The organism is Clostridium celatum DSM 1785 (assembly GCF_000320405.1).
GTDB lineage: Bacteria > Bacillota > Clostridia > Clostridiales > Clostridiaceae > Clostridium > Clostridium celatum.
Genome location: NZ_KB291645.1, coordinates 81,650 through 106,004 on the forward strand (window position 1 = coordinate 81,650; position 24,355 = coordinate 106,004).

Annotated in this window: 24 protein-coding genes; 1 reads left to right on the forward strand and 23 read right to left on the reverse strand. The window is 29.4% G+C overall.

Going from position 1 to position 24,355, the window contains the following annotated elements:
* Nucleotides 1-100: 100 nt before the first annotated feature.
* A complete protein-coding gene (locus HMPREF0216_RS08230; protein WP_005213493.1) occupies nt 101-1,735 on the reverse strand; it encodes a DAK2 domain-containing protein in 1,635 nt (544 codons plus the stop codon).
* An 11-nt stretch (nt 1,736-1,746) separates the two neighbouring features.
* The gene (locus HMPREF0216_RS08235; RefSeq protein WP_005213494.1) at nt 1,747-2,097 is read right to left on the reverse strand and encodes an Asp23/Gls24 family envelope stress response protein; all 351 of its coding nucleotides are present in this window, start codon (nt 2,095-2,097) and stop codon (nt 1,747-1,749) included.
* Between the two features lie 221 nt (nt 2,098-2,318).
* On the opposite strand from HMPREF0216_RS08235, the gene rpmB reads away from it, so the two are divergent.
* Entirely contained in the window at nt 2,319-2,510 is a 192-nt protein-coding gene (gene rpmB / locus HMPREF0216_RS08240; protein WP_005213497.1) for a 50S ribosomal protein L28, read from the forward strand.
* 410 nt (nt 2,511-2,920) lie between these two features.
* Here the strand turns inward: rpmB and HMPREF0216_RS08245 are convergent, their stop codons facing one another.
* The 21 genes from HMPREF0216_RS08245 to HMPREF0216_RS08345 form a co-directional block, all read right to left on the reverse strand.
* Nucleotides 2,921-3,562 carry a thiamine diphosphokinase gene (locus HMPREF0216_RS08245; RefSeq protein WP_005213499.1) on the reverse strand — a complete coding sequence of 214 codons (642 nt, stop codon included), beginning with the start codon at nt 3,560-3,562 and terminating at the stop codon, nt 2,921-2,923.
* On the reverse strand, nt 3,562-4,212 hold the full coding sequence (rpe, locus tag HMPREF0216_RS08250; protein WP_005213502.1) for a ribulose-phosphate 3-epimerase: 651 nt from the start codon (nt 4,210-4,212) through the stop codon (nt 3,562-3,564). Before rpe ends, HMPREF0216_RS08245 begins: the two co-directional genes overlap by 1 nt.
* Entirely contained in the window at nt 4,212-5,075 is an 864-nt protein-coding gene (rsgA, locus tag HMPREF0216_RS08255; RefSeq protein ID WP_040419499.1) for a ribosome small subunit-dependent GTPase A, read from the reverse strand. The genes rpe and rsgA overlap by 1 nt, the downstream gene beginning before the upstream one ends.
* Nucleotides 5,076-5,240: 165 nt before the next feature.
* Nucleotides 5,241-7,310, reverse strand: coding sequence for a Stk1 family PASTA domain-containing Ser/Thr kinase (gene pknB, locus HMPREF0216_RS08260; protein ID WP_005213504.1), 2,070 nt, complete (start codon nt 7,308-7,310; stop codon nt 5,241-5,243).
* Between the two features lie 2 nt (nt 7,311-7,312).
* Nucleotides 7,313-8,032 carry a Stp1/IreP family PP2C-type Ser/Thr phosphatase gene (locus HMPREF0216_RS08265; protein ID WP_005213505.1) on the reverse strand — a complete coding sequence of 240 codons (720 nt, stop codon included), beginning with the start codon at nt 8,030-8,032 and terminating at the stop codon, nt 7,313-7,315.
* 16 nt (nt 8,033-8,048) lie between these two features.
* Nucleotides 8,049-9,080, reverse strand: coding sequence for a dual-specificity RNA methyltransferase RlmN (rlmN, locus tag HMPREF0216_RS08270; RefSeq protein WP_005213512.1), 1,032 nt, complete (start codon nt 9,078-9,080; stop codon nt 8,049-8,051).
* An 11-nt stretch (nt 9,081-9,091) separates the two neighbouring features.
* The gene (rsmB, locus tag HMPREF0216_RS08275; protein ID WP_005213515.1) at nt 9,092-10,408 is read right to left on the reverse strand and encodes a 16S rRNA (cytosine(967)-C(5))-methyltransferase RsmB; all 1,317 of its coding nucleotides are present in this window, start codon (nt 10,406-10,408) and stop codon (nt 9,092-9,094) included.
* 10 nt (nt 10,409-10,418) lie between these two features.
* Entirely contained in the window at nt 10,419-11,114 is a 696-nt protein-coding gene (locus HMPREF0216_RS08280) for a zinc metallopeptidase (protein WP_005213516.1), read from the reverse strand.
* Nucleotides 11,115-11,132: 18 nt separating this feature from the next.
* Nucleotides 11,133-12,059, reverse strand: coding sequence for a methionyl-tRNA formyltransferase (fmt, locus tag HMPREF0216_RS08285; RefSeq protein WP_005213517.1), 927 nt, complete (start codon nt 12,057-12,059; stop codon nt 11,133-11,135).
* Between the two features lie 11 nt (nt 12,060-12,070).
* Nucleotides 12,071-12,514, reverse strand: coding sequence for a peptide deformylase (gene def, locus HMPREF0216_RS08290; protein WP_005213518.1), 444 nt, complete (start codon nt 12,512-12,514; stop codon nt 12,071-12,073).
* A gap of 11 nt (nt 12,515-12,525) precedes the next feature.
* The gene (priA, locus tag HMPREF0216_RS08295; RefSeq protein ID WP_005213519.1) at nt 12,526-14,733 is read right to left on the reverse strand and encodes a primosomal protein N'; all 2,208 of its coding nucleotides are present in this window, start codon (nt 14,731-14,733) and stop codon (nt 12,526-12,528) included.
* A gap of 49 nt (nt 14,734-14,782) precedes the next feature.
* Nucleotides 14,783-15,970 (reverse strand): bifunctional phosphopantothenoylcysteine decarboxylase/phosphopantothenate--cysteine ligase CoaBC, encoded by a 1,188-nt coding sequence (coaBC, locus tag HMPREF0216_RS08300; protein WP_005213522.1) that lies wholly within the window; start codon nt 15,968-15,970, stop codon nt 14,783-14,785.
* Nucleotides 15,971-15,976: 6 nt separating this feature from the next.
* Entirely contained in the window at nt 15,977-16,189 is a 213-nt protein-coding gene (gene rpoZ, locus HMPREF0216_RS08305) for a DNA-directed RNA polymerase subunit omega (RefSeq protein ID WP_040419464.1), read from the reverse strand.
* Nucleotides 16,170-16,805, reverse strand: a complete 636-nt coding sequence (gene gmk / locus HMPREF0216_RS08310; protein WP_005213527.1) for a guanylate kinase — start codon at nt 16,803-16,805, stop codon at nt 16,170-16,172. The genes rpoZ and gmk overlap by 20 nt, the downstream gene beginning before the upstream one ends.
* Complete coding sequence (gene remA, locus HMPREF0216_RS08315) at nt 16,805-17,074, reverse strand: extracellular matrix/biofilm regulator RemA (protein ID WP_005213529.1); 270 nt, start codon at nt 17,072-17,074, stop codon at nt 16,805-16,807. Before remA ends, gmk begins: the two co-directional genes overlap by 1 nt.
* A 13-nt stretch (nt 17,075-17,087) precedes the next feature.
* The gene (locus tag HMPREF0216_RS08320) at nt 17,088-17,969 is read right to left on the reverse strand and encodes a YicC/YloC family endoribonuclease (RefSeq protein WP_005213531.1); all 882 of its coding nucleotides are present in this window, start codon (nt 17,967-17,969) and stop codon (nt 17,088-17,090) included.
* 360 nt (nt 17,970-18,329) lie between these two features.
* Nucleotides 18,330-19,700: an NCS2 family permease gene (locus tag HMPREF0216_RS08325; protein ID WP_040419470.1), complete on the reverse strand. Its 1,371-nt coding sequence runs from the start codon at nt 19,698-19,700 to the stop codon at nt 18,330-18,332.
* A gap of 168 nt (nt 19,701-19,868) precedes the next feature.
* Nucleotides 19,869-20,837, reverse strand: a complete 969-nt coding sequence (locus HMPREF0216_RS08330) for an asparaginase (RefSeq protein ID WP_040419473.1) — start codon at nt 20,835-20,837, stop codon at nt 19,869-19,871.
* 279 nt (nt 20,838-21,116) lie between these two features.
* Nucleotides 21,117-21,521 carry a PBECR3 domain-containing polyvalent protein gene (locus HMPREF0216_RS08335; protein ID WP_005213535.1) on the reverse strand — a complete coding sequence of 135 codons (405 nt, stop codon included), beginning with the start codon at nt 21,519-21,521 and terminating at the stop codon, nt 21,117-21,119.
* Nucleotides 21,522-21,707: 186 nt separating this feature from the next.
* Complete coding sequence (gene spoIVA / locus HMPREF0216_RS08340) at nt 21,708-23,186, reverse strand: stage IV sporulation protein A (RefSeq protein WP_005213536.1); 1,479 nt, start codon at nt 23,184-23,186, stop codon at nt 21,708-21,710.
* Between the two features lie 175 nt (nt 23,187-23,361).
* Entirely contained in the window at nt 23,362-24,354 is a 993-nt protein-coding gene (locus HMPREF0216_RS08345) for an NAD(P)H-dependent glycerol-3-phosphate dehydrogenase (protein WP_005213537.1), read from the reverse strand.
* Between the last annotated feature and the right edge of the window lies 1 nt (nt 24,355).

Sequence of the window (24,355 nt, forward strand, 5' to 3'; positions counted from 1 at the left end):
TTAAACTATATCTTTTAAAATTAATATAATTAATTTTATATTATTAACATAAAAAAATAAAGTGCAAGAAACAGTAATAGTCTCTTACACTTTATTTTTTCTATTCTACAGCCATTATGAAATAATATAATGGTTGATTTCCCTTATAGCATTGAACATCAAAGTCTTCATACTTTTCTTCTAATTCAGCAATAAAATCTTCTACTTTGCTTTCATCAACATCTTTTCCATAGAAAATAGTTATAAGTTCACTATCTTCATCAATCATAGATTCTAATACTTCCTTAGCTACTTCAAAGTAATCTTCTCCGACTTTATTAATTTTACCTTCAACTAGTCCAAGCATATTACCTTCTTTTATTTCTATTCCGTCCATTTCTGTGTCTCTTACAGCATAAGTTACAGAGCCTGTCTTAACAAGTTCTAATGCTTCCATTAATGCCGCTTCATTTTCATCAACAGAATTTTCTTGATTGAACATAGTTATACAAGTAATTGCTTGTGGAATACTCTTAGTTGGTATAACTCTTACATCTTTATCTGATATTTCAGCTGCTTGAGTTGCTGCCATAATTATATTTTTATTGTTAGGTAAAATGAATATGTGATCTGCATTTAATTTTGATATACATTCCATCATATCTTGAGTTGAAGGATTCATTGTTTGACCACCTTCAATTACATAATCTATACCTAAATCTTTAAGAACAGTTGTTATGCCGTCTCCCATAGCTACTGATATAAATGCAAACTTTTTCTTTTCAGTCTCTACTTCTTCAGCCTTATCTGCAGCTAAAGCTTCTTCTCTAGTTAGAAGCTCTCTATGCTCTTCTCTCATATTATCTATCTTTATCTTTGATAATTCACCTACTGCAACAGCCTTTGATAAAACTAAACCTGGATCATTTGTATGGATATGCACTTTTATAACATCATCATATCCTACAACTATCATAGAATCTCCTAGCGGCTCTATTTCATCTTGGAACGCTTTAGCTTTTGCTGCATCCCCTAATATTATAAATTCTGTACAGTATCCAAATTTAATGTCAATTTCTTCAGTTGATGCTGCTCCAGTTTTTGTAGATGTACTTGAAGCTATATCTTTTATCTCAGCCTTAATTCCATCTTTTAAAGCATCATACATACCTTGAATTATTATATATAATCCCATACCACCTGAATCTACAACTTTCGCTTTTTTTAGCGCTGGTAAAAGCTCTGGTGTTTTATCTAACATTATTTTTGCTTCAACTACGATTTCTGAAAGTAATTCTACTATATCAGTTTTATCAGATTTCATTGCACCTTCTGATGCGGCTCTAATAACTGATAAAATAGTACCTTCTGTTGGTCTCATAACTGCCTTATAAGCTGCATTGCTTCCTTCAACAAAAGCATTAGCTAATTCCTTAGAGTCTACACTATCTTTTCCATCTAAACCTTTTGAGATTCCTCTAAGTATTTGTGAAAGTATAACTCCTGAATTACCTCTTGCTCCCATAAGAGCACCTTTAGCTAACTTCTTTGAAGTTTCTCCAATAGACTCTGAATTTAAGTTTTCAATTTCCTTTACTGCCGCTTTAAATGTCATAGACATATTAGTTCCTGTATCACCATCTGGTACAGGAAAGACATTTAACGCGTTGACAAAATCACTTTCTTCTAAAAGCCTATTACTAGCATTAACAACCATGTTGTAAAAATCATGGCCATTTATTCTATCATATTTCATCCTATTTCCTCCTAGACTCTAACCGCTTGAACATTTACTGTAACTGATGCAACCTTTAATCCAGTATAATTTTCAACGCTATAACGTACCTTTTGAATTATATTATTAGCAATTACAGAAATTTTTGTTCCGTATTCAACCATAATAAATAATTCTATTACTAGTTTATCTTCATCATTAAATTTTAAATTTACACCCTTAGCTAAATTTTCTATTCTCATTAACTCCCAAAAGCCTTCTGTGGCATTTTTAGAAACCATCCCTACAACACCGTAGCATTCCATAGTAGATAAACCTACTATTTTTGCAAGAACCTCTTCAGAGTAGTGTATATTTCCAAGATCATTTGAATATCCTACCATACAAAATCCTCCTTTATTAATTTTTTCATATAAAATATTGTATATTAGTTGCTATATTAATTCAAGTAAATTTATGTCACTTACCAGTTCTTTAGTCAAATTCCTATTATTTTTTTATTTTTTTTTATTTTTTCACTTGCATTAAGTATATAAACTATGATAAAATTTGTTTTGTCCTATTGAAGAGAAATTATCTTCATAACATAAGGAGGTGTTTTCAAGTGGCAAGAAGATGCGAAGTTTGTAACAAAGGTGTTGTATCTGGAACTCAATACTCACACTCACATCGTCAATCTAAGAGAACTTGGGCTCCTAACATAAAGAGAGTAAAGGCTTTAGTTAACGGAACACCAAAGACTGTTCATGTATGTACAAGATGCCTTAGATCTGGTAAGGTTGAAAGAGCAATATAGTTCAAATAAAAAATGCAATTGTTAAAACAATTGCATTTTTTATTTTACAAAAATTTTTAACTTAAAATACATACTTGAAGTTATTCTTTCTTTAAGGAATCCTATTCCTAACAACTTATCTTCCTCGTCATATGTACTTATTTTTTTCTAGTGAAAAATTTTATAATACAGGATATAAATTTAGGCATCTTAATAGCAATTATCTTCATATACTCTCCCCCTATCTTTACAAAAAATCAAAGTGTACTGCTAATAATTTAAATATAAACTTTAAATCAGTAGTTAAATTTACTAAATCTAAAATTTATTTATTAGCAATTTTTAGATATAAAAAATCACCACTCCTTACTACTCATAATATGCAGTAACTCTCTAAGTGGTGATTACTTTTTTAAATTTTTTATTATTTTTTAATCTTTTGAATAAATTACTAAAAGTTTTCCAGTTGAAAAACTTATACTTATATCCATCCCCTTAATAAACTCATTAGAAATTGTTCTACTATCGCCTATTTTTAGGTCATAATTTTCTAATTCATATTTAGCACCCTTTATATTAAATTTACTAATAACATTTTCATATGCTAAAAATGAAATATACTTATATTCATCTTCTTCGGAAATAATACAACTTTTATCAACTATCGAAATCTTATTTCTATCATCAATAATATTTGCTTTTACATCTTTTTTTAAAGCTCTTAGCAATAGTCCTATATTTCCTAATGAATGATCAAATCTACCACCAGTTGCTCCTAAAAAAAATATCTCACAAACACCAAGACTTATAGCTAAATCAAAAGCTATTTCAGAATCAGTAGAATCTTTTTCACAATTAAACTTATATTTTTTCGATCCCTTTTCTTCTAGTATATTAATTATTTCTTTATTAGATGAATCAAAATCTCCAACTATATACTCAGGTATTATCCCTGCACTATATAGATAATTACATCCTTTATCAACACCAATTACAAAATCGCTTTCACTAGCATATTTCCTTAAACTCTCTAAAGACGGTTCAGAACCAGCACTTACAATTAGACACTTCATTATTGCCCTCTTAAAGCCTTAATATTAGCCTCTATATTACCATCACCAAAAACAGCCGATCCTGCAACAATAACATTAGCTCCAGCATCAATTACACTTTGTACATTATTCTTATCAATTCCACCATCAACTTGTATTAATATATCACTATTATTAGCAGCAATCGCCATTTCTTTAACTTCTTTTATTTTGTTTATTGAGTATGGTATAAACTTTTGTCCTCCAAACCCAGGATTAACAGACATTATTAAAACCATATCTAAATTACCTATAGTATCCTTTAAAACAAAAGTAGGTGTAGCTGGATTTAAAGCAACTGCAGCTTTAACTCCTTTAGATTTAATATAAGAAATAGCTCTATCTAAATGCTTCTCAGCTTCATAATGTAGAGTTATTATGTCAGCACCTGCAGCTATAAATTCATCTATATAGCTTTGTGGATTATCTATCATTAAATGAACATCAAAAACCTTATTTGTTTTATTTCTAATAGCTTTTATCACTGGCATACCAAATGTAATATTCGGTACAAATTTTCCATCCATAACATCAATATGTATGAAATCTGCACCAGCTTCATGAAGCCTAACTACTTCCTCTCCTAACTTTGAAAAATCTGCTGATAATATTGACGGTGCAATTTTAATCATTAATACTTCCTCCCACTCATTATTTCTTCTAAAGTTCTTATATAAAATTCATATCTAAATTTATTTATTTTACCCTCTTCTACAGCTTCTTTTACTGCACAACTAGGTTCTTTATAATGTAAACACCCTCTAAATTTACACTCATGATTATAATCTTCAAACTCTGGGAAACAATATTTTAAATCATCTTTTTCTATAAAATTAACTTCTAGAGTTGAAAATCCCGGTGTATCAACTATGTACCCATCTACTACATCTATAAGTTCACTATGTCTTGTAGTATGTCTACCTCTTCCTATCTTTTCAGAAACCTCTCCTGTTTCCATATGGTATTTTTCAGTTAACGTATTTATTAATGTAGATTTTCCTGCTCCAGAAGGTCCACAAAGCACTGTAACATTAGAATCTAATCTTTCTTTTAAAGATTCTATTCCTAAACCTTGTTTTGCATTTATAAATAATACTTCATATCCTATGGAGTTAATTTTATTTTTTACTATTTCCTTTTCCTCTTCTGTAACTAAATCTACCTTGTTTAAACATACTATTGCTTTAATATTATTACTCTCACATAAAACTAAAAATCTATTTAATAAATCATAGTTTATATCAGGATTTTTAACAGCAAATACAACAAATGCTTGAGTTACATTAGCTACTGTAGGTCTTATTAGCTCTGATACTCTTTCATGTATATCACAAATAACACCTTTACCTTTATCAATTAAGATATCAACATCATCACCTACCATAGGTTTCATATCCCTATGTCTAAACTTACCTCTAGCCTTACACTCAATTATCCCTTCAGAGGTCTTAACATAATAAAAACCTCCAATTCCTTTTATAATTTTACCTTTCATAGTACCTCCAAACATTTTACTCTCCATATCTATAATAAACAAATTTTTAAAATAAATGCAATATTTTATTATATAAATCTTGTAATTATTAATTATATAAAATCTTTTTCAATGAATATTAATATAAAAAAAGGTCACAACACCTTGTGACCTTTTTTATATTTATTATGGGTTTGGTACTTCTGCAGAGTTATTATCTCCACCATTATCAGCACTATTTCCACCATTTCCACTATTTCCATTATTTCCACTTTCTGCATCATTTCCATTATTACTATTATTATCTCCTGATGGAGTTTGTGGAATTTTTTCTATTTGTAGCTTAACAAGTTCACCTTTTTTAATATTTTCAGTAAAACCTTTTATAGTATAAGTATTCATACTTTCTTGTGATGGTGAACCACCTGAAATAGTATATGAAATATTAGCTCCATCTAATACTGCTATAGCATCACTTAAATTCATCCCTATATATATATATTGAGAAACATCTACTGTAGGGTCTACATACTTACCATAAGTTAAAGTTATAGGTGTTCCTACGCCTACTTTATTTCCTCTTTGAAGTGATTGTTGAATAACTATTCCATTTTCACTTTCCCTATCAGTTTCTTGTTCAACAACTTGAACAACTAACCCAAGATCTTCTAATTTCCTTTGAGCTTCTTCAATATTTTCTCCTAAATAGTTTTCTATTAAAACTATTTTCACTTCTGGTCCACTACTTATTGTTAATTTAATAACCGTATCTTTAACAACCTCAGTATTTTTTTCTGGATTTTGACTAATTAAATATCCTTGTTCTACTACATCACTATATTCTTCAGTTATTTCATACTTTAATCCTAATCTAGTTAATACTTCTTTAATATAATTTACTTCATAGTCTCTTAAATCTGGAACTTTTACTTTCTCTTCTCCACCAGAAATAGTAACTTTAACAGTACTTCCCTTATCTACCATAGCACTTGCTTCTGGGATACTTTCTAAAACACTATTTTCTGGTCTATCACTTTCACTAGTTCCTACAATTTCAAGTTTTAATCCAAGTTCTTCTAACTTCTTTTTAGCTACCTCTACATCCATTCCAATAATATTAGGTACAGGTATCTCAGCGGTAGTAGCATTATTACTACCAAGCACAACAGCTCCAACTATACCACCAACAAGTAATAACAATGTAATAACAATTCCTATAATAAGTTTTTTACTTATCTTTTTATTAGATGGTATTTGTCTATTTTTTTCATTTTTATCATCAGACTCTTCTTCACTCTCTCCGCTATAATCTTTTTCAAAATCAGCTTTAGTATAAATATTTGGCTTAGATATATTCTGTTTGTTATCTACCTTTATAGGCTCCATTATAATAGTTCTACCATCATCTATTGCTGTGTTTAGATTAACATCTGGATTGTCCTTTATAGTTTGTAAATCTTTTATAAGCTCTCTACAGCTCTCATATCTATTTATAGGTTCTTTATTAATACATTTCATTATTAACGCATTTAAACTATTTGGAATAGAAGCATTAATTGCTTTAGGTTCTATTGGTTCTTCTTGTATATGCTTTAAGGCAACAGTAACTGGTGATTCTCCATCAAAGGGAAGTTTTCCTGTTACCATTTCATATAATACAATTCCTAGAGAATATATATCTGACCTAAAATCAATAAAACTTCCCTTAGCTTGTTCTGGTGATAAATAATGAGCTGATCCCATTATTGTAGTTGTATTTGTTATTGTAGAAGATGTAGAACTTTTTGCTATTCCGAAATCAGTAACCTTTACCTCTCCGCTTTCTGTAACAAGAATATTTTGAGGTTTAACATCTCTATGAATAATATTATTTCCATGAGCACACTCTAGAGCTTTTGCTATTTTAATAGCTATATTTATAGCAGTAGTATAAGTCAATTTTCCGTTATACTTTATAAACTCTTTTAATGTTTTTCCATTTATATATTCCATAACAAAATAATCTACGTTACCGTCTTCTTCATGTCCTACATCTAAAACATTAACTATATTGGAATTAGAAAAATTGGCTACGGCAGTTGCTTCTTTTTTGAATTTTTCTGCTACATCTTTATTATTGGCAAATTCTTTTTTTAGGATTTTAACGGCAACTAGTCTATCTAGCTTTCTATCTCTAGCTTTATACACTATTGCCATTCCACCTTCTCCTATCTTTTCAAGGAGCTCATATCTTTCTCCTAGCACCTCACCAATCATCACTACACCTCTCCTCCAAATAAAACCACTGTAATATTATCTCTGCCTCCATTTTTCTTAGCTAATAAAATCAATTCGTCACATACATCTATATAATTTTCCGATTTATTTACTATCTTTAAAATTTCTTCATTTGTTAACTCATTAGTTAATCCATCTGTACATAGCAAAAATTTATCGTAAATACCTTTTTTCAAACTAAAAATATCAACTTTTACATTACTTTCAGTACCTAAGGCTCTAGTAATAACATTTTTTTGTGGATGATTTCTTCCCTCTTCTTCGGTAATACTTCCTGAATCTATTAATTCTTGTACAAGAGAGTGATCTTTTGTTATTTTAACAATTTTATTTTTAGTTATTCCAAAACATCCGCTATCTCCAATATTAGCAATATTTATAGATTCTTTACTTACCAATGCTACAACTAAAGTTGTTCCCATACCTTTTAAATTGTTTCTACTTATAGAATATTCATTTACTTTAGTATTAGTATACTTTACAGCATCTTCTAACACTTTAGCTTCATTACCATGGCTAAAGTTATTTTTTATATATTCCCTTATTTCATCAACAGCCATTTTACTAGCAACTTCACCAGCATTATGGCCCCCCATCCCATCTGCAACAATATAGAGCTTATACTCATCATTCTCTATACAATCTGCATAATCTTCATTTAACTTTCTTCTAATTCCTACATCACTTTTTAAACCCACCATAAATTCTTCGCCCCTTTTATTTTTGTGTTTCTAAATAACTTCTTCTTAATTGACCACAAGCCGCATTTATATCTGTACCCATTTCTCTTCTAATAGTAACTTCTATTCCATATGACTTTAATATATTTTCAAAATCTTCAACTGTTTTTCTTGATGGTCTTTTTAATGTATTTTCCTTTATTTCATTAACTGGAATTAAGTTAACATGACAATTCATACTCTTAAGTAACGTTGCAAGTGATTTTGCATCTTCTCTAGAATCATTTACTCCTGAAACTAAAGAGTATTCATATGTAATTCTACGCCCCGTTTTATCCATATAGTACTTACAAGCATCTAATATTTCTGATATAGAATACTTATTTGCTATAGGCATTATTACCTTTCTCTTTTCATCACTAAATGCATGTAATGAAATAGCAAGCGTAATACTTAAATCCAAGTCTGCCAATTCTTTAATTTTAGGTACTATTCCACAAGTTGATAATGTAATATGTCTTTGACCAATATTTAATCCATATTCTGCATTAACAAGTTTTAAAAATTTAGTAACATTTTCAAAGTTATCTAGTGGTTCACCACTTCCCATTAAAACAATATTAGAAATTCTCTCTCCTATATAATTCTGAGCGACCATTACTTGAGATAAAATTTCTCCTGCACTTAAATCTCTTATCCTTCCCCCAAGTGTAGAGGCGCAAAATTTGCACCCCATTCTACAACCAACTTGAGTAGATACACAAATAGAATTTCCATGCTTATATTTCATAATTACACATTCAATTAAATTATTATCTTTAAGTGATAATAACATCTTTTTAGTATCATCAACCTTTGATTCATATACTTCAACTATAGTTGGTAATGAAATTAAAAAGTTTTCTTTTAATTTCTCTCTTAAAGCTACTGGTATATTTTTCATTTCATCAAATTCTTTAACGCCTTTATATATCCATGAGATTACTTGCTTTGCTCTAAAAGCACTTTCACCATTTTCTTTCATCCAATTTTGTAATTCTTCTAATGTAAAATCAAAAATATTATACATTTATCCACCTACTACTTTTTAGATATCTTTGCAATATAGAATCCATCCATATATTCGTTTGGTAATATTGTTAATGCACCATTCTTTTCATATATGAAATTATCCATATTTCCTAAGAATATCTTTTCTATAACTGCATCTTTATGTTTATTTAAGAACCACTCAACATTTTCTCCATTTTCTTCATTATTTAAAGTACAAGTTGAATAAATCATTGTTCCACCTTGCTTTAAATATTGCCATGCATTTTCCATTATTTCTCTTTGAGTTGGTACTAAATCTTTAAGTGATTTTCTTGATTTATTCCATTTTATTTCTGGCTTCTTTCTAATTATCCCAAGACCTGAACAAGGTACATCTATTAAAACCTTATCTGCCATTGACACATATTTAGAGTTAAGTTTTGTTGCATCCATTGCATCTACTTCTACATTGTTTAATCCTAATCTTTCTACATTTTCAGTAATTAAAGATAATTTATTTTCATGTAAATCAAAAGCATAAACCTTTCCTGTACCTTCTAAAAGTTCTGCTGCATGAGTTGTTTTTCCTCCTGGCGCAGAGCAAAGATCTAATACTACATCACCTTCATTAATGTCTAAAAGTGGTGCAACAAGCATAGCACTTTCATCTTGCACTGTAATGTAACCTTCTCTAAATAACTCGTTATTTTCTATTGAGCTACCACCTTTTATGATTATAGCTTCAGGACAAGCATATCCTTCTTCAACATCATAACCCATTTCTTCTAATTTTTCATATACTTCATCAAAATCAGCTTTATTAGTATTTACTCTTACTGTAACCTTTGGAGTTGCATTTAAGCCTGCTAATATCTTTCTTCCATTTTCTTCTCCATATTGTTTGTAAATCATTCTAATGAACCAAGGCTCATAAGAATAAGTGTAAACTAATTTATCTATAGGACTATCGCTTACTTCTATATCATCTGGATTCTTTGTATAACTTCTTAATATACCATTTACTAATTTTGAACTTTGAAGTGATATATTTTTAGATAATTCAACAGCTTCATTACACGCTGCAAAATCTGGTACCTTATCTAAGAAATGCATTTGATATATTGCCATTCTTAATATGTTTAAAACTCCATCTTCCATTAAAGATATATCTTTTACATAATTAGAAATTATAATATCTAATGTTTTCTTTCTTCTTATAGTTCCATAAACTAATTCAGTTACTAATGCTCTATCTTTTTCATTTAAATCTGAATCATTTAACTCCTTAGAAAGAACTAAATTTGAATATGCTCCTTCTTCTAAAACTCTGTTTATTATATTTAGTGCTACTTCTCTACTGTTCATACTCTACCTCTTAATCGTTATTTCTATTGCTTATAGCAATTAATCTTATCAATTGAGAAATTGACATAAGTGCTGCAGCTACATAAGTCATTGCTGCTGCGTTTAAAACATTTTTAGCCCCTTTAACTTCATCACCATATAAAATACTTCTACTTTCTAATATCTTTAATGCTCTATTAGATGCATTAAATTCTACTGGTAATGTAATTAACTGATAAAAAACTGCAAAACTAAAAAATATTATTCCTATTGTGGTTAACCCACTAAATCCCAAAAATAATCCTATCATAAATAATATAATAGACATTTGGCTAGTAAAATTTACAGCTGTGGCTATTGATGTTCTCAGGACTAATGGCTTATAACTTTGTGCGTGCTGTATTGCATGCCCACATTCGTGTGCTGCCACTCCTGCGGCTGCAATAGAAGTTCCATGATATATATCGCTAGATAATCTAATAACCTTACTTCTTGGATCATAATGATCTGTAAGTTCTCCTCTTGTTTCTAGTACTGGTACATTATAAAGACCAGCTCCATCTAATATCATTCTTGCAATATCTGCACCATTATATCCATTTATAGTTCTAACATTTTTGTATTTTCTATAAGTGCTACTTACTTTGCTTTGTGCCCAAATTCCTATAATAATTGCAGGAATTAACAAAAGCATCGTTCTATCAAAATAAAATCCTGGATAAAACATAAAATATCCCCTTTCACCTTATAGTAATTTACACCCAACCTCTATTTCATTCCCATTAATATATTGTTCTATAGTAAGTGGTTTACCATTTGGAAATTGTACCTTTTTAATTAATAATACGTCTTCCCCACAACTTACCTTAATACCATCTTTATTAACTCCAATGATAGTACCTGCTTCTTTGTTGCTATTTTCCTCTAAAACGCTTGAAGCGTATATTTTCATATTTTGTCCTTTATACGTAGTATGTGCTATTGGCCACGGATTAAGACCTCTTATTAAGTTGTGAATATCTTTAGCTGCTTTGCTCCACTCTATTTTTCCTGTATCTTTAGAAAGCATTTTAGCATAACAAGTTTCACCTTCTTGCTTTATAGGTGTTATAGTTCCTTGAACTAACCCTTCAATTGTCTTTATTAAAAGTTCTCCACCACTTGCCATTAGAGTGTCATGAAGTTCCCCTGCTGTCATATCATCACTTATTTCTACTTCATCCTTTAAAAGCATATCTCCAGTATCTAATCCAACATCCATAAGCATTGTTGTATTTCCTGATTTTTTCTCACCATTAATTACAACCCAATTAAGTGGAGCTGCTCCTCTATACATTGGAAGTAAAGATGCATGTAAGTTTATACATCCATACTTTGGAATATCTAATACTTCTTTAGTTAATATTTGACCAAAAGCTACAACTATTATAAAATCTGGTCTTAAATCTTTTAAATATTCTACCGCTTCTCTATCATCCTTTAATTTTTCTGGCTGAAGAACCTTTATATTATGACGTACAGCAACTTCCTTCACAGGTGAAAAAGCTAATTTTTTCCCTCTTCCTTTAGGTCTGTCCGGTTGCGTAAAAACAGCTTCTACACCATACTTTTCTATTAAAGCTTCTAATGAAGGAACAGCAAAATCTGGAGTTCCCATAAATACTATTTTCATATTTCATCCTCCTATTTTGCGTGATCTACGTATAGTACTCCATTTAAGTGATCATTTTCATGAAGCACTGCTCTTGCTAACAATTCTTCTGCTTCAAGTATAAATTGTTGTCCTTTTTCATTAAAAGCTCTAACTTTCACATAATTAGGTCTTTCAATTGGACAAGTTTTTCCTGGAATACTTAAACAACCTTCATCATCAGTTTGACTACCACTAGTTTCTAATATTTCAGGATTTATAAATACCATTAATCCATTTTCATCTCTTATATCTATAACAAAGATTCTCTTTAGTATACCAACTTGAGGAGCCGCTAATCCAACACCATCTGCTTCATACATTGTTTCTGCCATATCCTTAATAAGAGTTAACTCTCTTTTAGTTATTTCAGTTACTTCTTTACATGTCTTTCTTAAAACATCGTCTCCCATTGTTCTAATAGTTCTAATTGCCATTTTATTTCCTCCTAATTTAAATTGTTTGGATTTATATCTATACTTATTCGTATATCATTATATACGTTCTTGTTCTCTTCATAAAGTAATTCTTTAATATTTTTAGCAAATTCATCATTAAATTCACCCTTTATTATAATTTGCCACCTATAATTTTCCTTTATTTTAGATATCATACAAGGAATTGGTCCTAAAATTTCTAAATCATATTCCTTTTTTACCAACGGTTCTATTATATTAAATATTTTATGCATAAATTCTTTTAATAACTCTTCATTTTTTGAAATTCCATTTATTAAAAATATTTTACCAAACGGTGGATACTTCATCAACGCTCTAATTGTGAATTCTTTTTCATAAAAGCCTTCATAATCATAATTTATTGCATAATTTAAACTATAATGTTCTGGTGTATATGTTTGTATTATAACCTTCCCTTGCTTTTCTCCTCTACCAGCTCTCCCGGCAACCTGTGTTATAATTTGAAATGTTTTTTCTCCTGATCTATAATCTGGTATATTTATAGACATATCTGCAGCTAATATTCCAACTAAAGTTACATCTTTAAAATCCAATCCTTTTGATACCATTTGAGTACCTATAAGTATATTTGCTTTTTTTTCTTTAAAAGCATTATATATTTTTTCATGAGAGTTTTTTTCTCTAGTTGTATCTACATCCATTCTAAGAACTCTTGCATCTTTAAAGTACTTTCTAACTTCCTCTTCCACTCTTTGAGTTCCAGCTCCAAAAAACTTTACATACTTACTATCACATTTAGGACATACCTTTGGTTCTCTTTTAGTTTTTCCACAATAATGACAAACTAAAAAACCATTCTTATGATATGTCATTGAAATATCACATTCCTCACATTTAAATACATAACCACAACTTCTACAAGAAACAAAAGTAGAAAACCCTCTTCTATTTAAAAATAATATAACTTGCTCGCCTTTACTTAAAGTTTCATTTATACTCTTATAAAGTTCTCTACTAAATAAAGACTTATTTCCTGATCTTAATTCTTCTCTCATATCTATAACTTGCATAGGAGGCATTTCTTTATTATCTACACGATTTTTCAGTTCTAAAAGCTCTATTTCCCCTGTAATTGCTCTATAGTAATTTTCAATACTTGGAGTAGCTGAACCTAAAATAACCTTACAGCCTCGTTGATTGCTTATAAATTCTGCAACTTCTTTTGTTTGATACTTTGGATTTTGTTCAGATTTATATGTGTTTTCATGCTCTTCATCAATTATAATAAGCCCTAAATTCTTTGCTGGCAGAAATATTGCACTTCTTGCCCCTACTATAAGCCTGGCCTTACCTTGCCTTACTCTATACCATTCATCAAAACGCTCACCATCAGAAAGCTTACTATGAAATAATGCAACATCTCTTCCAAATCTTCCTTTAAATCTTTCAATCATTTGAGGTGTTAGTGATATTTCCGGCACCAGTATTATTGCACTTTTATTTTCAGATAAAGTTTTTTCTACTAATCTCATATATACTTCAGTTTTACCAGATCCAGTAACACCTTTAAGTAAAAATATATTTTTTTTTGAATTTAAAAATTCTTCTATAACATTTTTTTGTTCAAATGTTAACTCTTTTTCATTATCCTTTATATAAATTCTATCATTATACCTATAAACAGTTTCTTCTTCTACTAATAAATTTCCATTCTCTATTAGTTTATTTAACTTATATAAAGAAATTGAGTGATTTTTAGTAAGTTCTGCTTTTGTATATACTCCTGAATTACTTTTTATAAAATCAATTATTTCTGTATAACCATCTTTACTTTTAAACTTGCTTAAATCATCATCTATAAAAGCTATGACCTTTTTACTTTTGCTTTTTGCACCTTTTAATATTCCTGTTGGAATAAGCAATCTAAAAGCATCAATATATTTACAAAGATATTTTGTTCTTAAAAAATTTATAAGTTCAATATCTGCTTCGGTAATTATAGGTTCTTTATTTTCAATAGATGATATTTCCTTAACTTTAAAGTTTAAACAAGCTTCCTCTTCTTTTTTTATACTAAGCACAAATCCTTCGGAATATCTATTTCCAAAACCAAATGGTACTTTTACTATTTGGCCTATTTTTATGTCCTCTTCTAATTCATGAGGTACTTTATATGTAAAAGGTCTATCTATTTCTAATGCGTCACTATTTACTATTATCTCAGCATAAAGCTTCAAAACATCACCCTCATATACAAAAACTATTTTTATACAAAGAAAAGCGCAATTAGCGCTTTCCTAGAATCATATCAAATATATTACTTGCAACTTCTTTTTTACTCATCTTATCAAGATGCATAGCTTTATTATCCTTTGAAATAATAATTACTTTATTATCATCGCTACCAAAGCCTGTATCACTTGCAGTAATATCATTTGCAACGATAAAATCTAAATTTTTATTTATAAGCTTTTTGTTAGCATTTTCAATTACATTATTACTTTCTGCTGCAAAGCCTACTAATATTTGATGAGTTTTGCTTTCGCCTAACATTTTTAATATATCATTATCTCTAGTTAAGCAAAGGTTTAAGTCTCCCTCACCTTTTTTTATCTTTTCTTTGCTATATTCCTTTGGTTTATAATCAGCTACAGCAGCTGATTTAATAACAATATCTGAATCAGCAAAGTTCTCAAAGATTTCTTTTTTCATTTCTTCATTAGTTCTTATGTTAATTATTCTTACGTTTTTTGGTGGTTCTAAATTTGTTGGTCCTGATACTAAAGTAACCTCAGCTCCTCTATCTCTTGCTTCTTCAGCAATTGCATATCCCATCTTTCCTGTAGATCTATTTGTAATATATCTAACTGGATCTATAGGTGCTATAGTTGGACCTGCACTTATAAGTACCTTTTTACCTTTTAAATCCTGCTCTTTATCCTCTAATTCAAATAGTACTCTTTCAACAATTGTATTTACATCAGCCAGCTTACCTTTACCTATATCTCCACAAGCTAATCTTCCACTTGCCGGTTCAATAAATTCATAACCAAAGCTTTTTAGCTTTTGTATATTATTTTGAACTATCTTATTTTCATACATGTTAGTATTCATAGCTGGCGCAAAAACAACTTTTGCTTTTGTAGCCATTATAGTAGTTGTTAACATATCATCTGCTATACCATTTGCTACTTTTCCTAATACATTTGCAGTGCATGGAGCAACAAGCATCAAATCAGCTTTTTGTGCTAATGATATATGTTGAATTTCCCACGCTTTTGGTTCTGCAAACATATCAGTAACAACCATATTTTGACTAATAGATTGAAAAGTTAATGGATTTACAAACTTAGAAGCACTTTCTGTCATTATAACATGTACTTCAATGTCTTTCTTTCTTAAAGCACTAATTACATCTAATGCCTTATATACAGCAATACCACCAGTAACTCCAATAACAACACATTTACTCATAGCAGTTTACTCCTTATCAGTTTTATGATAAGAAATTGCTCCTTCATTTACTTCATTAACAGCAATTGTTAATGGTTTCTTTGATGGATTGTTAGTTAATACTTGGCTACCATCGATTATTTGTCTTGCTCTTCTTGATGTTACTATAACTAGTGAATATCTATCTTCTACCTTTTTTAATAAGTCCACCACTGATGGATTAATCATAGAGTTGTTCATGAATTAAGCCCTCCTTAGAATCTAATATTGTATCTTTTATTCTATCTACTCTACATTTTTCTGCGGCAATTATACCTTCTATTTTACTAACCGCCGTTAAAACTTCATCATTAACTACTGCATAATTATATTTAGAAACATAGTTTATTTCTTGATATGCATTTTTAAATCTTGTCATTAATGACTCTTCAGTTTCACTACCTCTTTTTATTATTCTTTGCTTTAACTCTTCCATTGATGGTGGAAGAATAAATATGAATACCCCTTCGCTAAAGTTTTCCTTAACTTTCAATGCACCTTGAATATCAATTTCTAATATAACATTTTTGCCTTCAGCTAGCATTTCTTCAACTTTAAACTTTGGTGTTCCATACATATTTCCATGTACTTCAGCGTATTCTAAAAAATCATTACTTTCTACTTTAGATATAAAATCTTCTTTAGTTAAAAAGTGATAATTTACACCATCAACTTCTCCAGCTCTTGGGCTTCTTGTAGTGGCTGAAACGGAAATAAATAAGTCATCATGTTTTTCTAAAAGTGCTTTACAAATAGTTCCCTTTCCTGCTCCTGAAGGCCCAGAAATAACAATTAATAAACCTTTATTATTTTGCATTATTCATCAACCTCATCTACAGTTTCATCTTTAGCTACTAATCTGTGTGCAACAGTCTCTGGTTGAACTGCTGATAAAATAACATGATCACTATCTGTTATTATAACAGCTCTTGTTCTTCTTCCATAAGTTGCATCAATAAGCATTCCTCTATCTCTTGCTTCTTGGATTATTCTCTTAATTGGTGCTGACTCTGGACTTACTATTGCAACAAGTCTATTGGCTGATACTATGTTTCCAAAACCAATATTAATTAATTTTATACCCATGACTCTCCTCCTATTATTCAATATTCTGTACTTGCTCTCTTATTTTTTCAAGTATATTTTTTATATCAATGACTATATTAGTCATTTGGATATCACTAGATTTTGAGCCAATAGTATTTGTCTCCCTATTCATTTCTTGTACTATAAAGTCAAGCTTTCTTCCAATTGGTTCATTTAAACTTAAAGTTTTTCTTACTTGATTAATATGACTGTTAAGTCTTATTATCTCTTCATCTATTGTTGCTTTATCTGCTAACATACAAACTTCCATCGCAACTCTATTTTCATCTATTTCAACATTTCCTAAAAGTTCTTTTAATCTTTCTTCAAGCTTAACTTTAAATGTTTTAGGTATACTATCTGCAAACTCCTCAACCTTTTTAACTAGTTCTTCTATTTGAGAAATTTTAAATAAAATATCTTCTTTAAGCTTATTTCCTTCAACTTCTCTCATTGCTATCATCATATCAAGAGAGTTTTTTATTAGAGGTTTTATTTCATCTAATATTTCCTCTATTTTATCTTCCTCTTCAACTACAGTTATAACATCTGAAAATCTTGCAATTTGCATTACCGAAATATCATTTTTAATTCCTAGCTTTTTTTCTATTTCTTTTAAACATTTTAAATATCCTTCAGCTAAATTCATATCAACTTTTGGAATTCCATTACCGTCTGAGTAAGTTTTTAAATTTATAAATACATCAACCTTACCTCTGCTTAATGTGTTATTTATTATTTTTCTTATTTCTTCTTCTAATGATATTAAGCTTTTAGGCATTCTAATGTTTACATCTAAATATCTGCTATTTACACTTTTCATTTCAACAGTAAAGAAACGTTTCTTGCCTTCTTCACTGCTACTTCTTCCGAAGCTAGTCATACTCCTTACCATACTTTTCTCCTAACTTATATTTGCTTTATGCCAAATATAAAATTTTTTTAATTTTTATTATATTAAATTCGCAAATTTCTGTATCTCTGTCAATATCAATTAGTTTATAACTTTAACATTACATATGTCAATATTTTGTTCACAAATTGTTAACATTTTATATTTATATATATTTTATATCAAAAAAATAAAATGGCAAATTAAACATTAAATTAAAAAAGCTTTTTATTTTTTTAATTATAAAAAAATTGCTTAATAATTTAAAATTTTCATTTACCATTTTATATCTTTAACTTTTAATTTTCATTTTTTCTTAAAGTCTGCATCAATAAAATTAAGTATCACTTTGAATTTTTATTTTTACAAGAAAGCTATTTTTAATATAAATATAATTGCTAAAACATACATAATCCAAGATACTTTTACCTTTTCTTCTTTCTTTCTAGCAAATATCAAGTTATATAATAAATTAATTATAACATATGATAATATACCAAGAGTCAATCCATTTCCTATACTATAAGTTAACGGCATCGCTGCAATAGTTAAGAAAGCTGGAACACCTTCTGTTATATTATCAAAATCAATTTCTTTTACAGCTCCAAGCATTAAATATCCAACATAAATTAAAGCTGGTGCTGTTGCACAACTTGGAATTGCTATAAATATTGGCGAAAATAGCATAGCAATTAAAAATAAAACCCCTGTAGTTATAGCTGTAAACCCACTTCTTCCACCTGCTGCAACACCAGTTGAACTTTCAACATAAGTAGTAACTGTAGATACCCCTAGCAATGCGCCTGCAGTTGTTCCTACTGCATCTACTAGAAGAGCTCTCCCAGCATTAGGAACATTACCTTCATCATCTAGCATTTTAGCTTTTGAGCAAACACCTACTAATGTTCCTACAGTATCAAAGAAATCTACAAATAGAAAAGTAAATACTACTGTTATAAACATTTTGATATTTTCTGCACTAAACGCATTTACTAAATCAACTTTTCCTGCAATTTCTCCTATTCCTTCAAACTTAAAGATACCTGTTGGTAAGTAGATTCCTAAATTTGCTGCTGCTTCTTTATTAATTAACGCATATCCCCATCCTATTATCGCTGAAATTAATATTCCCCAAAGAATAGCGCCTCTTACACGTTTTTTATCTAAAACAGCTATTATTATAAGTCCTATAATTGATATTATTACTGCTGGAGTAAACTTTCCAAGTTCAACCATAGTAGATTCATTAGCTACTACTAAACCTGCATTAACCATACCTATAAAAGCTATAAATAATCCTATACCACCTGTGACTGCCAACTTCATATTTTTAGGAATAGAATTTACTACAGCTTCTCTAACTTTAAACAATGATAATACAATAAATATAATACCTTCTATAAAAACTGCAGTTAAAGCAACCTCCCATGATACTCCCATTTGTCCTACAACAGTATATGCAAAATACGCATTAAGCCCCATTCCTGATGCTAAAGCAAATGGAAGATTTGCAAAAAGCCCCATAAGTATAGAAGCAATTGCTGCTGATAAACAAGTTGCTGTAACTAATGCTCCAGCAGGCATACCTGTTGATGATAAGATATTAGGATTAACAGCAATAATATATGCCATAGTTAAAAATGTAGTTAACCCTGCTAACATCTCCTTTTTCATGTCTACATTTTTGTTTAAAAAAATAGGCAGGAGTTTTTCTTTTTTTGATACAGTTTGCATTAATAATTCCCCCTTTTTATTTTTTATGCACATTATCCTTTTATACTCCTATTTAAAACTTATTCCTCAAATCCTTTAAATATTTATATCTAAAATAAAAAAAGAGCCTGTACCAAAATAAAATTGATAAAGTCTCTTTTTTATATTATTACTTAAAATAATTATTATTTAAAATATATCTCTTATTTTCTCATATGACAATCCAGAATTAATTGCAAGAACTAATTTTATTCTTGCCTTTTGTCCTGCTAATGTATCACCAAATATAACTCCAAGATCCTTAAGCATTTTGCCGCCACCTTCATATCCATATGATTCATGTACTCTGCCTTCAAAACATCTTGATACTATTACAACTGGCACTTCTTTTTCTATTGCTCTTTTTATACCTTCAACCATTTTAGGTGGAACATTTCCTCTTCCTAAACCTTCTATTACAATTCCTCCAAAGCCTTTTTCTATAACAAAATCCATTAATGTTGAATCCATATCAGCTACACACTTAATTAATGCAACATCTTTTTTTATATCTGAAACATCATAAGTTTCAGTATTTTTTGTTTCTCTATAAAACATAACTTTATTATTATCAACTATTCCTATAGGTCCAAAGTTTGGAGTTCTAAATGCATTAAGAGCCATAGAATTAGCTTTTGTAACTTCAGATGCTGAATTTAACTCACCATTGAAGCATACAAGAACACCTCTCCCTTTAGCATCATCAGATATAGCTGTACAAATAGATGCTGCTAAATTTGATGGCCCATCATATCCAAGCTCCGAACCACTTCTCATTGCACCTGTTATAACTATTGGCTTATTACTATTTATAGTTAAATCTAAAAGATATGCTGTTTCTTCTAATGTATCTGTTCCATGAGTTATAACTACACCATCAATGTCATCTCTTTCTAATAACTCTTTAATAAACTTACTAAGTTTTATCATAGTTTTAAAAGTCATATGAGGTGATGGCATACTTGAAAAACTATAAGATTCTATTTCTGCAAATTCTTCAATGCCTGTAACCATGGACATTATTTCTTCACCAGTTAAGCTAGGTACTGCTGCTTTTATTCTTTCATCTACTTTCATGGATATCGTTCCACCATTAAATACTACTGCTATTTTTTTCATCTTGTCCTCCACATCTTTAGTTTATATATTATTCTTCTAAAATAAAAAACTTGTACAAATTTTCTACTTATATAATACTTATTTAACCTTGAAATCAAGCTTACTTACCTTGTAATCAATTATATAATATAGATGATTATCGGCAGGTCGACATTATCCTGCATCTCTGTTTACTACATTAATACTAGCGCATGAGGAGCCTTTTCTCACCTCAACAATCATCTATATATATTATTCTTAAATATTATACATTCAAAAAAATTTTATCGCAAATAATATTTATTTAATGGATTTCATTTCTATTAATTTTCCACTGTATATTCTATTTGCAATTTTTTTATCGGTAATTGGATACATTGTTGTTACATAAATATATTCATTTTCTTCATCTACTTCCACTCCTAAAAGCAAATTAGTATACATTGTCTTAATAAATTCTACAGCAGTCTGTCCCTGTTCATTTTTATATATGCCAATATAGTCAGGCTCTTCAAGTATCTTTTTCATCCTATCAAGAATACCGTCCCTAGTTTTTTTATCAAGTTGTTTCCCGTGCCTCTTAATAATATGCTTCAATACTCCTGGGGATGCATATATAACTCCGGTAAACCCTATACCTAACTCACTAGCTATCTTTCGCCTTAAATATCCTACTCTTTTATAGGTACAAAATCTGCTTTCCATACTATATCCCTCTTTACTATAATATATTAAGCATAAATACTATCTGCTTAATATATTCTATTCTATATAGTAATTTATTTACACTAAATTTCTTTATTTATTTCTATATTTCTTAATAATTAATAAAAAAAATTAAAAGCTTAGGCATATTTTGCACTAAGCTTTTAACTTTAAATTTCTAACTTTTTATAATATTATACAAATCAATCCGCCATTACCTTCATTTATAATCTTTTGAAGTGTTTTTTGGATTTTAACTTGAACATCTTCTGGCATTTTATACAATTTATTTTGTAATCCTTCTTTAACAAGTACCTCTAATGATTTACCAAACATATTGCTTTGCCAAACTGATGCAGGATCTTTGTCAAATTGTTCCATCAATGCTTTAACTAACTCTTCACTTTCTTTTTCTGAACCCATTATTGGACTAATTTCAGTTTTAATATCAGCTTTAATAAAATGAAGTGATGGTGCACTTGCTTTTAGTTTAACCCCAAACTTACTTCCTTGTTTAACAATTTCAGGTTCTTCAAATTTCATTTCACTAAGTTGAGGCGCAACTAATCCATATCCTGTTTCTTTTACATCCACTAAAGCATCTTTTATCTTATCATATTCAACCTTTGCAATATTTAATTCTTTAACAAGTGATATTAAATCACTTTCATTTGATACATCTACTCCACAATTTTCACTAAGAACCTTATAGAAAATTGTTTCACTAGGTTTAAGTAATATATTAGCAGTTCCTTCTCCTAAGTTAATTTCATTTAAGTCTGATGCGCTTAAATTTTGATTTTCCTTAGCATCATAAAATGCTGGTTTTATGTCTCTTATCTTATCTACATTTTGGCACATTCCCTTAATAATCTTAAAGAATTCTTTTTTTAGCCAATGATCTGGTTCAAGACACTCTACCCATTCTGGCATATCTATATTTATTTCTTTTACCGGGAATTCCTTAAGTACATTTTTGAATAACTTCTCAATATCTTTTTCAGTCATATTGAATACGTCCATAACCTGAACTTCAACATCATATTTCTTTTCTAATTCATCCTTTAATGCATCAGTTTCAGGCGAATTTATGTTTTTAGTGTTAAGTACTACTATGAATGGCTTATTTATAGCCTTTAATTCTTCTACAACTCTCTCTTCTGCTTCTACATAATCTTCTCTATTTATTCCTGTAATACTACCATCAGTAGTAACTACAAGTCCTACAGTAGAATGGTCAGTTATTACCTTTCTAGTTCCAATTTCAGCTGCTGCCTCAAAAGGAATTTCATCTTCAAACCATGGAGTGTTTACCATTTTTGGTGCATCATCCTCTGAGAATCCAAGTGCCCCCTTAACTATATATCCTACACAATCTACCATTCTTACCTTTAATCTTATATCCTCATCAATAGTTATTTCTACAGCCTCATTTGGAACAAATTTAGGTTCTGTAGTATGAATAGTTTTTCCTGAGCCACTTTGTGGAAGCTCATCCTTTGCTCTTTCTTTTTTATAAGTATTATCAATCTTTGGTATAACCATTAGGTCCATAAATTTTTTTATAAATGTAGATTTTCCCGTTCTAACTGGTCCAACTACCCCTAAATATATGTCCCCTTGAGTTCTTTCTGCTATATCCTTATATATATTGAAATCGCCCATAAGTACATCCTCCTATTTATTTTTAACACTATATATATATTCTTATATCTAAAAAAGTATACTGTTTTTTTAAACTTCTTATTTTAAATTTAAAAATATATATTTACCTTAATAAACTATATGTACTTAAATACAAAAAAAGAAGCTATTATTAAAATAGCTTCTTTAAATTTAATTAATTATTTTCAGATTTTTTATCTCTTTCCAATAATTCATTTACCATTGTTTTTGCATCTTTATTTTCAAATAAAACTTTATATAAAGCATCTGTAATTGGCATTTCAACATTTAATTTTTCTTTTAACTCATAAAATGCATGACAAGCTTTAATACCTTCTACTACCATTCCAACTTCAAGAACTGCTTCTTCTCTAGTCTTTCCAGTACCTATTAAGTATCCTGCTCTTCTATTTCTAGAGTGCATACTAGTACAAGTAACTATTAAGTCTCCCATGCCCGTAAGTCCTAAAAATGTTTCTATTTTTCCACCAAGCTTAGTTCCTATTCTAACTATTTCAGCCATACCTCTAGTCATAAGTGCTGCCTTAGTATTATCACCATAACCTAAACCATCACAAACACCTGCTGCAAGAGCAATAATATTTTTTACAGCTCCACCAATTTCTACTCCAATTAAATCATCATTAGTATAAACTCTAAAAGTCTTAGTCATAAATAAATCTTGAACTTCTTCTGCACATTTCATATTTTTTGATGATGTAAGTACAGTTGTTGGAACATTAAATGCAACTTCTTCTGCATAACTTGGACCTGATAATACAACTACAGGATTTTTAATTTCTTCCTCTATAACTTCTACTAAAGTTTTATTAGTTCCTTCTTCAATTCCTTTTGCAATACATATAACAGGTATGCTTTCATCAATTAAACCATTTAAACTTCTAGATGCAATTCTAATAACATGAGATGGAACAGCTAATACTACATAATCAGTATTAACTATAGCATCTTCTAAGTTATTATAAGCTGTAACATTTTTAGGCACTTCTAGCCCCTTAATGAATTTATCATTTTTTCTATTAACATTAATATCTTCTACAACGCCGCTATCTCTATCATATATAGAAACCGTATTTCCTTTGTTTGCTAATAAAATTGCTAAGGAAATTCCAAAACTTCCTCCGCCTAAAAAAGTCACCTTACTCATA

Coding starts and splice junctions, on each gene's coding strand:
- rsgA (WP_040419499.1), bottom strand. CDS start 5,075: ATGAAAGGTAAAATTATAAAAGGAATTGGAGGTTTTTATTATGTTAAG.
- def (WP_005213518.1), bottom strand. CDS start 12,514: ATGGCAATTAGAACTATTAGAACAATGGGAGACGATGTTTTAAGAAAG.
- remA (WP_005213529.1), bottom strand. CDS start 17,074: ATGGGTATAAAATTAATTAATATTGGTTTTGGAAACATAGTATCAGCC.
- HMPREF0216_RS08325 (WP_040419470.1), bottom strand. CDS start 19,700: ATGCAAACTGTATCAAAAAAAGAAAAACTCCTGCCTATTTTTTTAAAC.
- rsmB (WP_005213515.1), bottom strand. CDS start 10,408: ATGAACAGTAGAGAAGTAGCACTAAATATAATAAACAGAGTTTTAGAA.
- HMPREF0216_RS08335 (WP_005213535.1), bottom strand. CDS start 21,521: ATGGAAAGCAGATTTTGTACCTATAAAAGAGTAGGATATTTAAGGCGA.
- HMPREF0216_RS08320 (WP_005213531.1), bottom strand. CDS start 17,969: ATGGTAAGGAGTATGACTAGCTTCGGAAGAAGTAGCAGTGAAGAAGGC.
- HMPREF0216_RS08280 (WP_005213516.1), bottom strand. CDS start 11,114: ATGTTTTATCCAGGATTTTATTTTGATAGAACGATGCTTTTGTTAATT.
- coaBC (WP_005213522.1), bottom strand. CDS start 15,970: ATGAGTAAATGTGTTGTTATTGGAGTTACTGGTGGTATTGCTGTATAT.
- rpoZ (WP_040419464.1), bottom strand. CDS start 16,189: ATGAACAACTCTATGATTAATCCATCAGTGGTGGACTTATTAAAAAAG.
- gmk (WP_005213527.1), bottom strand. CDS start 16,805: ATGCAAAATAATAAAGGTTTATTAATTGTTATTTCTGGGCCTTCAGGA.
- spoIVA (WP_005213536.1), bottom strand. CDS start 23,186: ATGGGCGATTTCAATATATATAAGGATATAGCAGAAAGAACTCAAGGG.
- HMPREF0216_RS08230 (WP_005213493.1), bottom strand. CDS start 1,735: ATGAAATATGATAGAATAAATGGCCATGATTTTTACAACATGGTTGTT.
- HMPREF0216_RS08345 (WP_005213537.1), bottom strand. CDS start 24,354: ATGAGTAAGGTGACTTTTTTAGGCGGAGGAAGTTTTGGAATTTCCTTA.
- rlmN (WP_005213512.1), bottom strand. CDS start 9,080: ATGTATAATATTTTTGATTTTACATTAGAAGAATTACAAAATTGGATG.
- HMPREF0216_RS08265 (WP_005213505.1), bottom strand. CDS start 8,032: ATGGTGGGTTTAAAAAGTGATGTAGGAATTAGAAGAAAGTTAAATGAA.
- HMPREF0216_RS08235 (WP_005213494.1), bottom strand. CDS start 2,097: ATGGTAGGATATTCAAATGATCTTGGAAATATACACTACTCTGAAGAG.
- pknB (WP_005213504.1), bottom strand. CDS start 7,310: ATGATTGGTGAGGTGCTAGGAGAAAGATATGAGCTCCTTGAAAAGATA.
- fmt (WP_005213517.1), bottom strand. CDS start 12,059: ATGAAAATAGTATTTATGGGAACTCCAGATTTTGCTGTTCCTTCATTA.
- HMPREF0216_RS08245 (WP_005213499.1), bottom strand. CDS start 3,562: ATGAAGTGTCTAATTGTAAGTGCTGGTTCTGAACCGTCTTTAGAGAGT.
- rpe (WP_005213502.1), bottom strand. CDS start 4,212: ATGATTAAAATTGCACCGTCAATATTATCAGCAGATTTTTCAAAGTTA.
- HMPREF0216_RS08330 (WP_040419473.1), bottom strand. CDS start 20,837: ATGAAAAAAATAGCAGTAGTATTTAATGGTGGAACGATATCCATGAAA.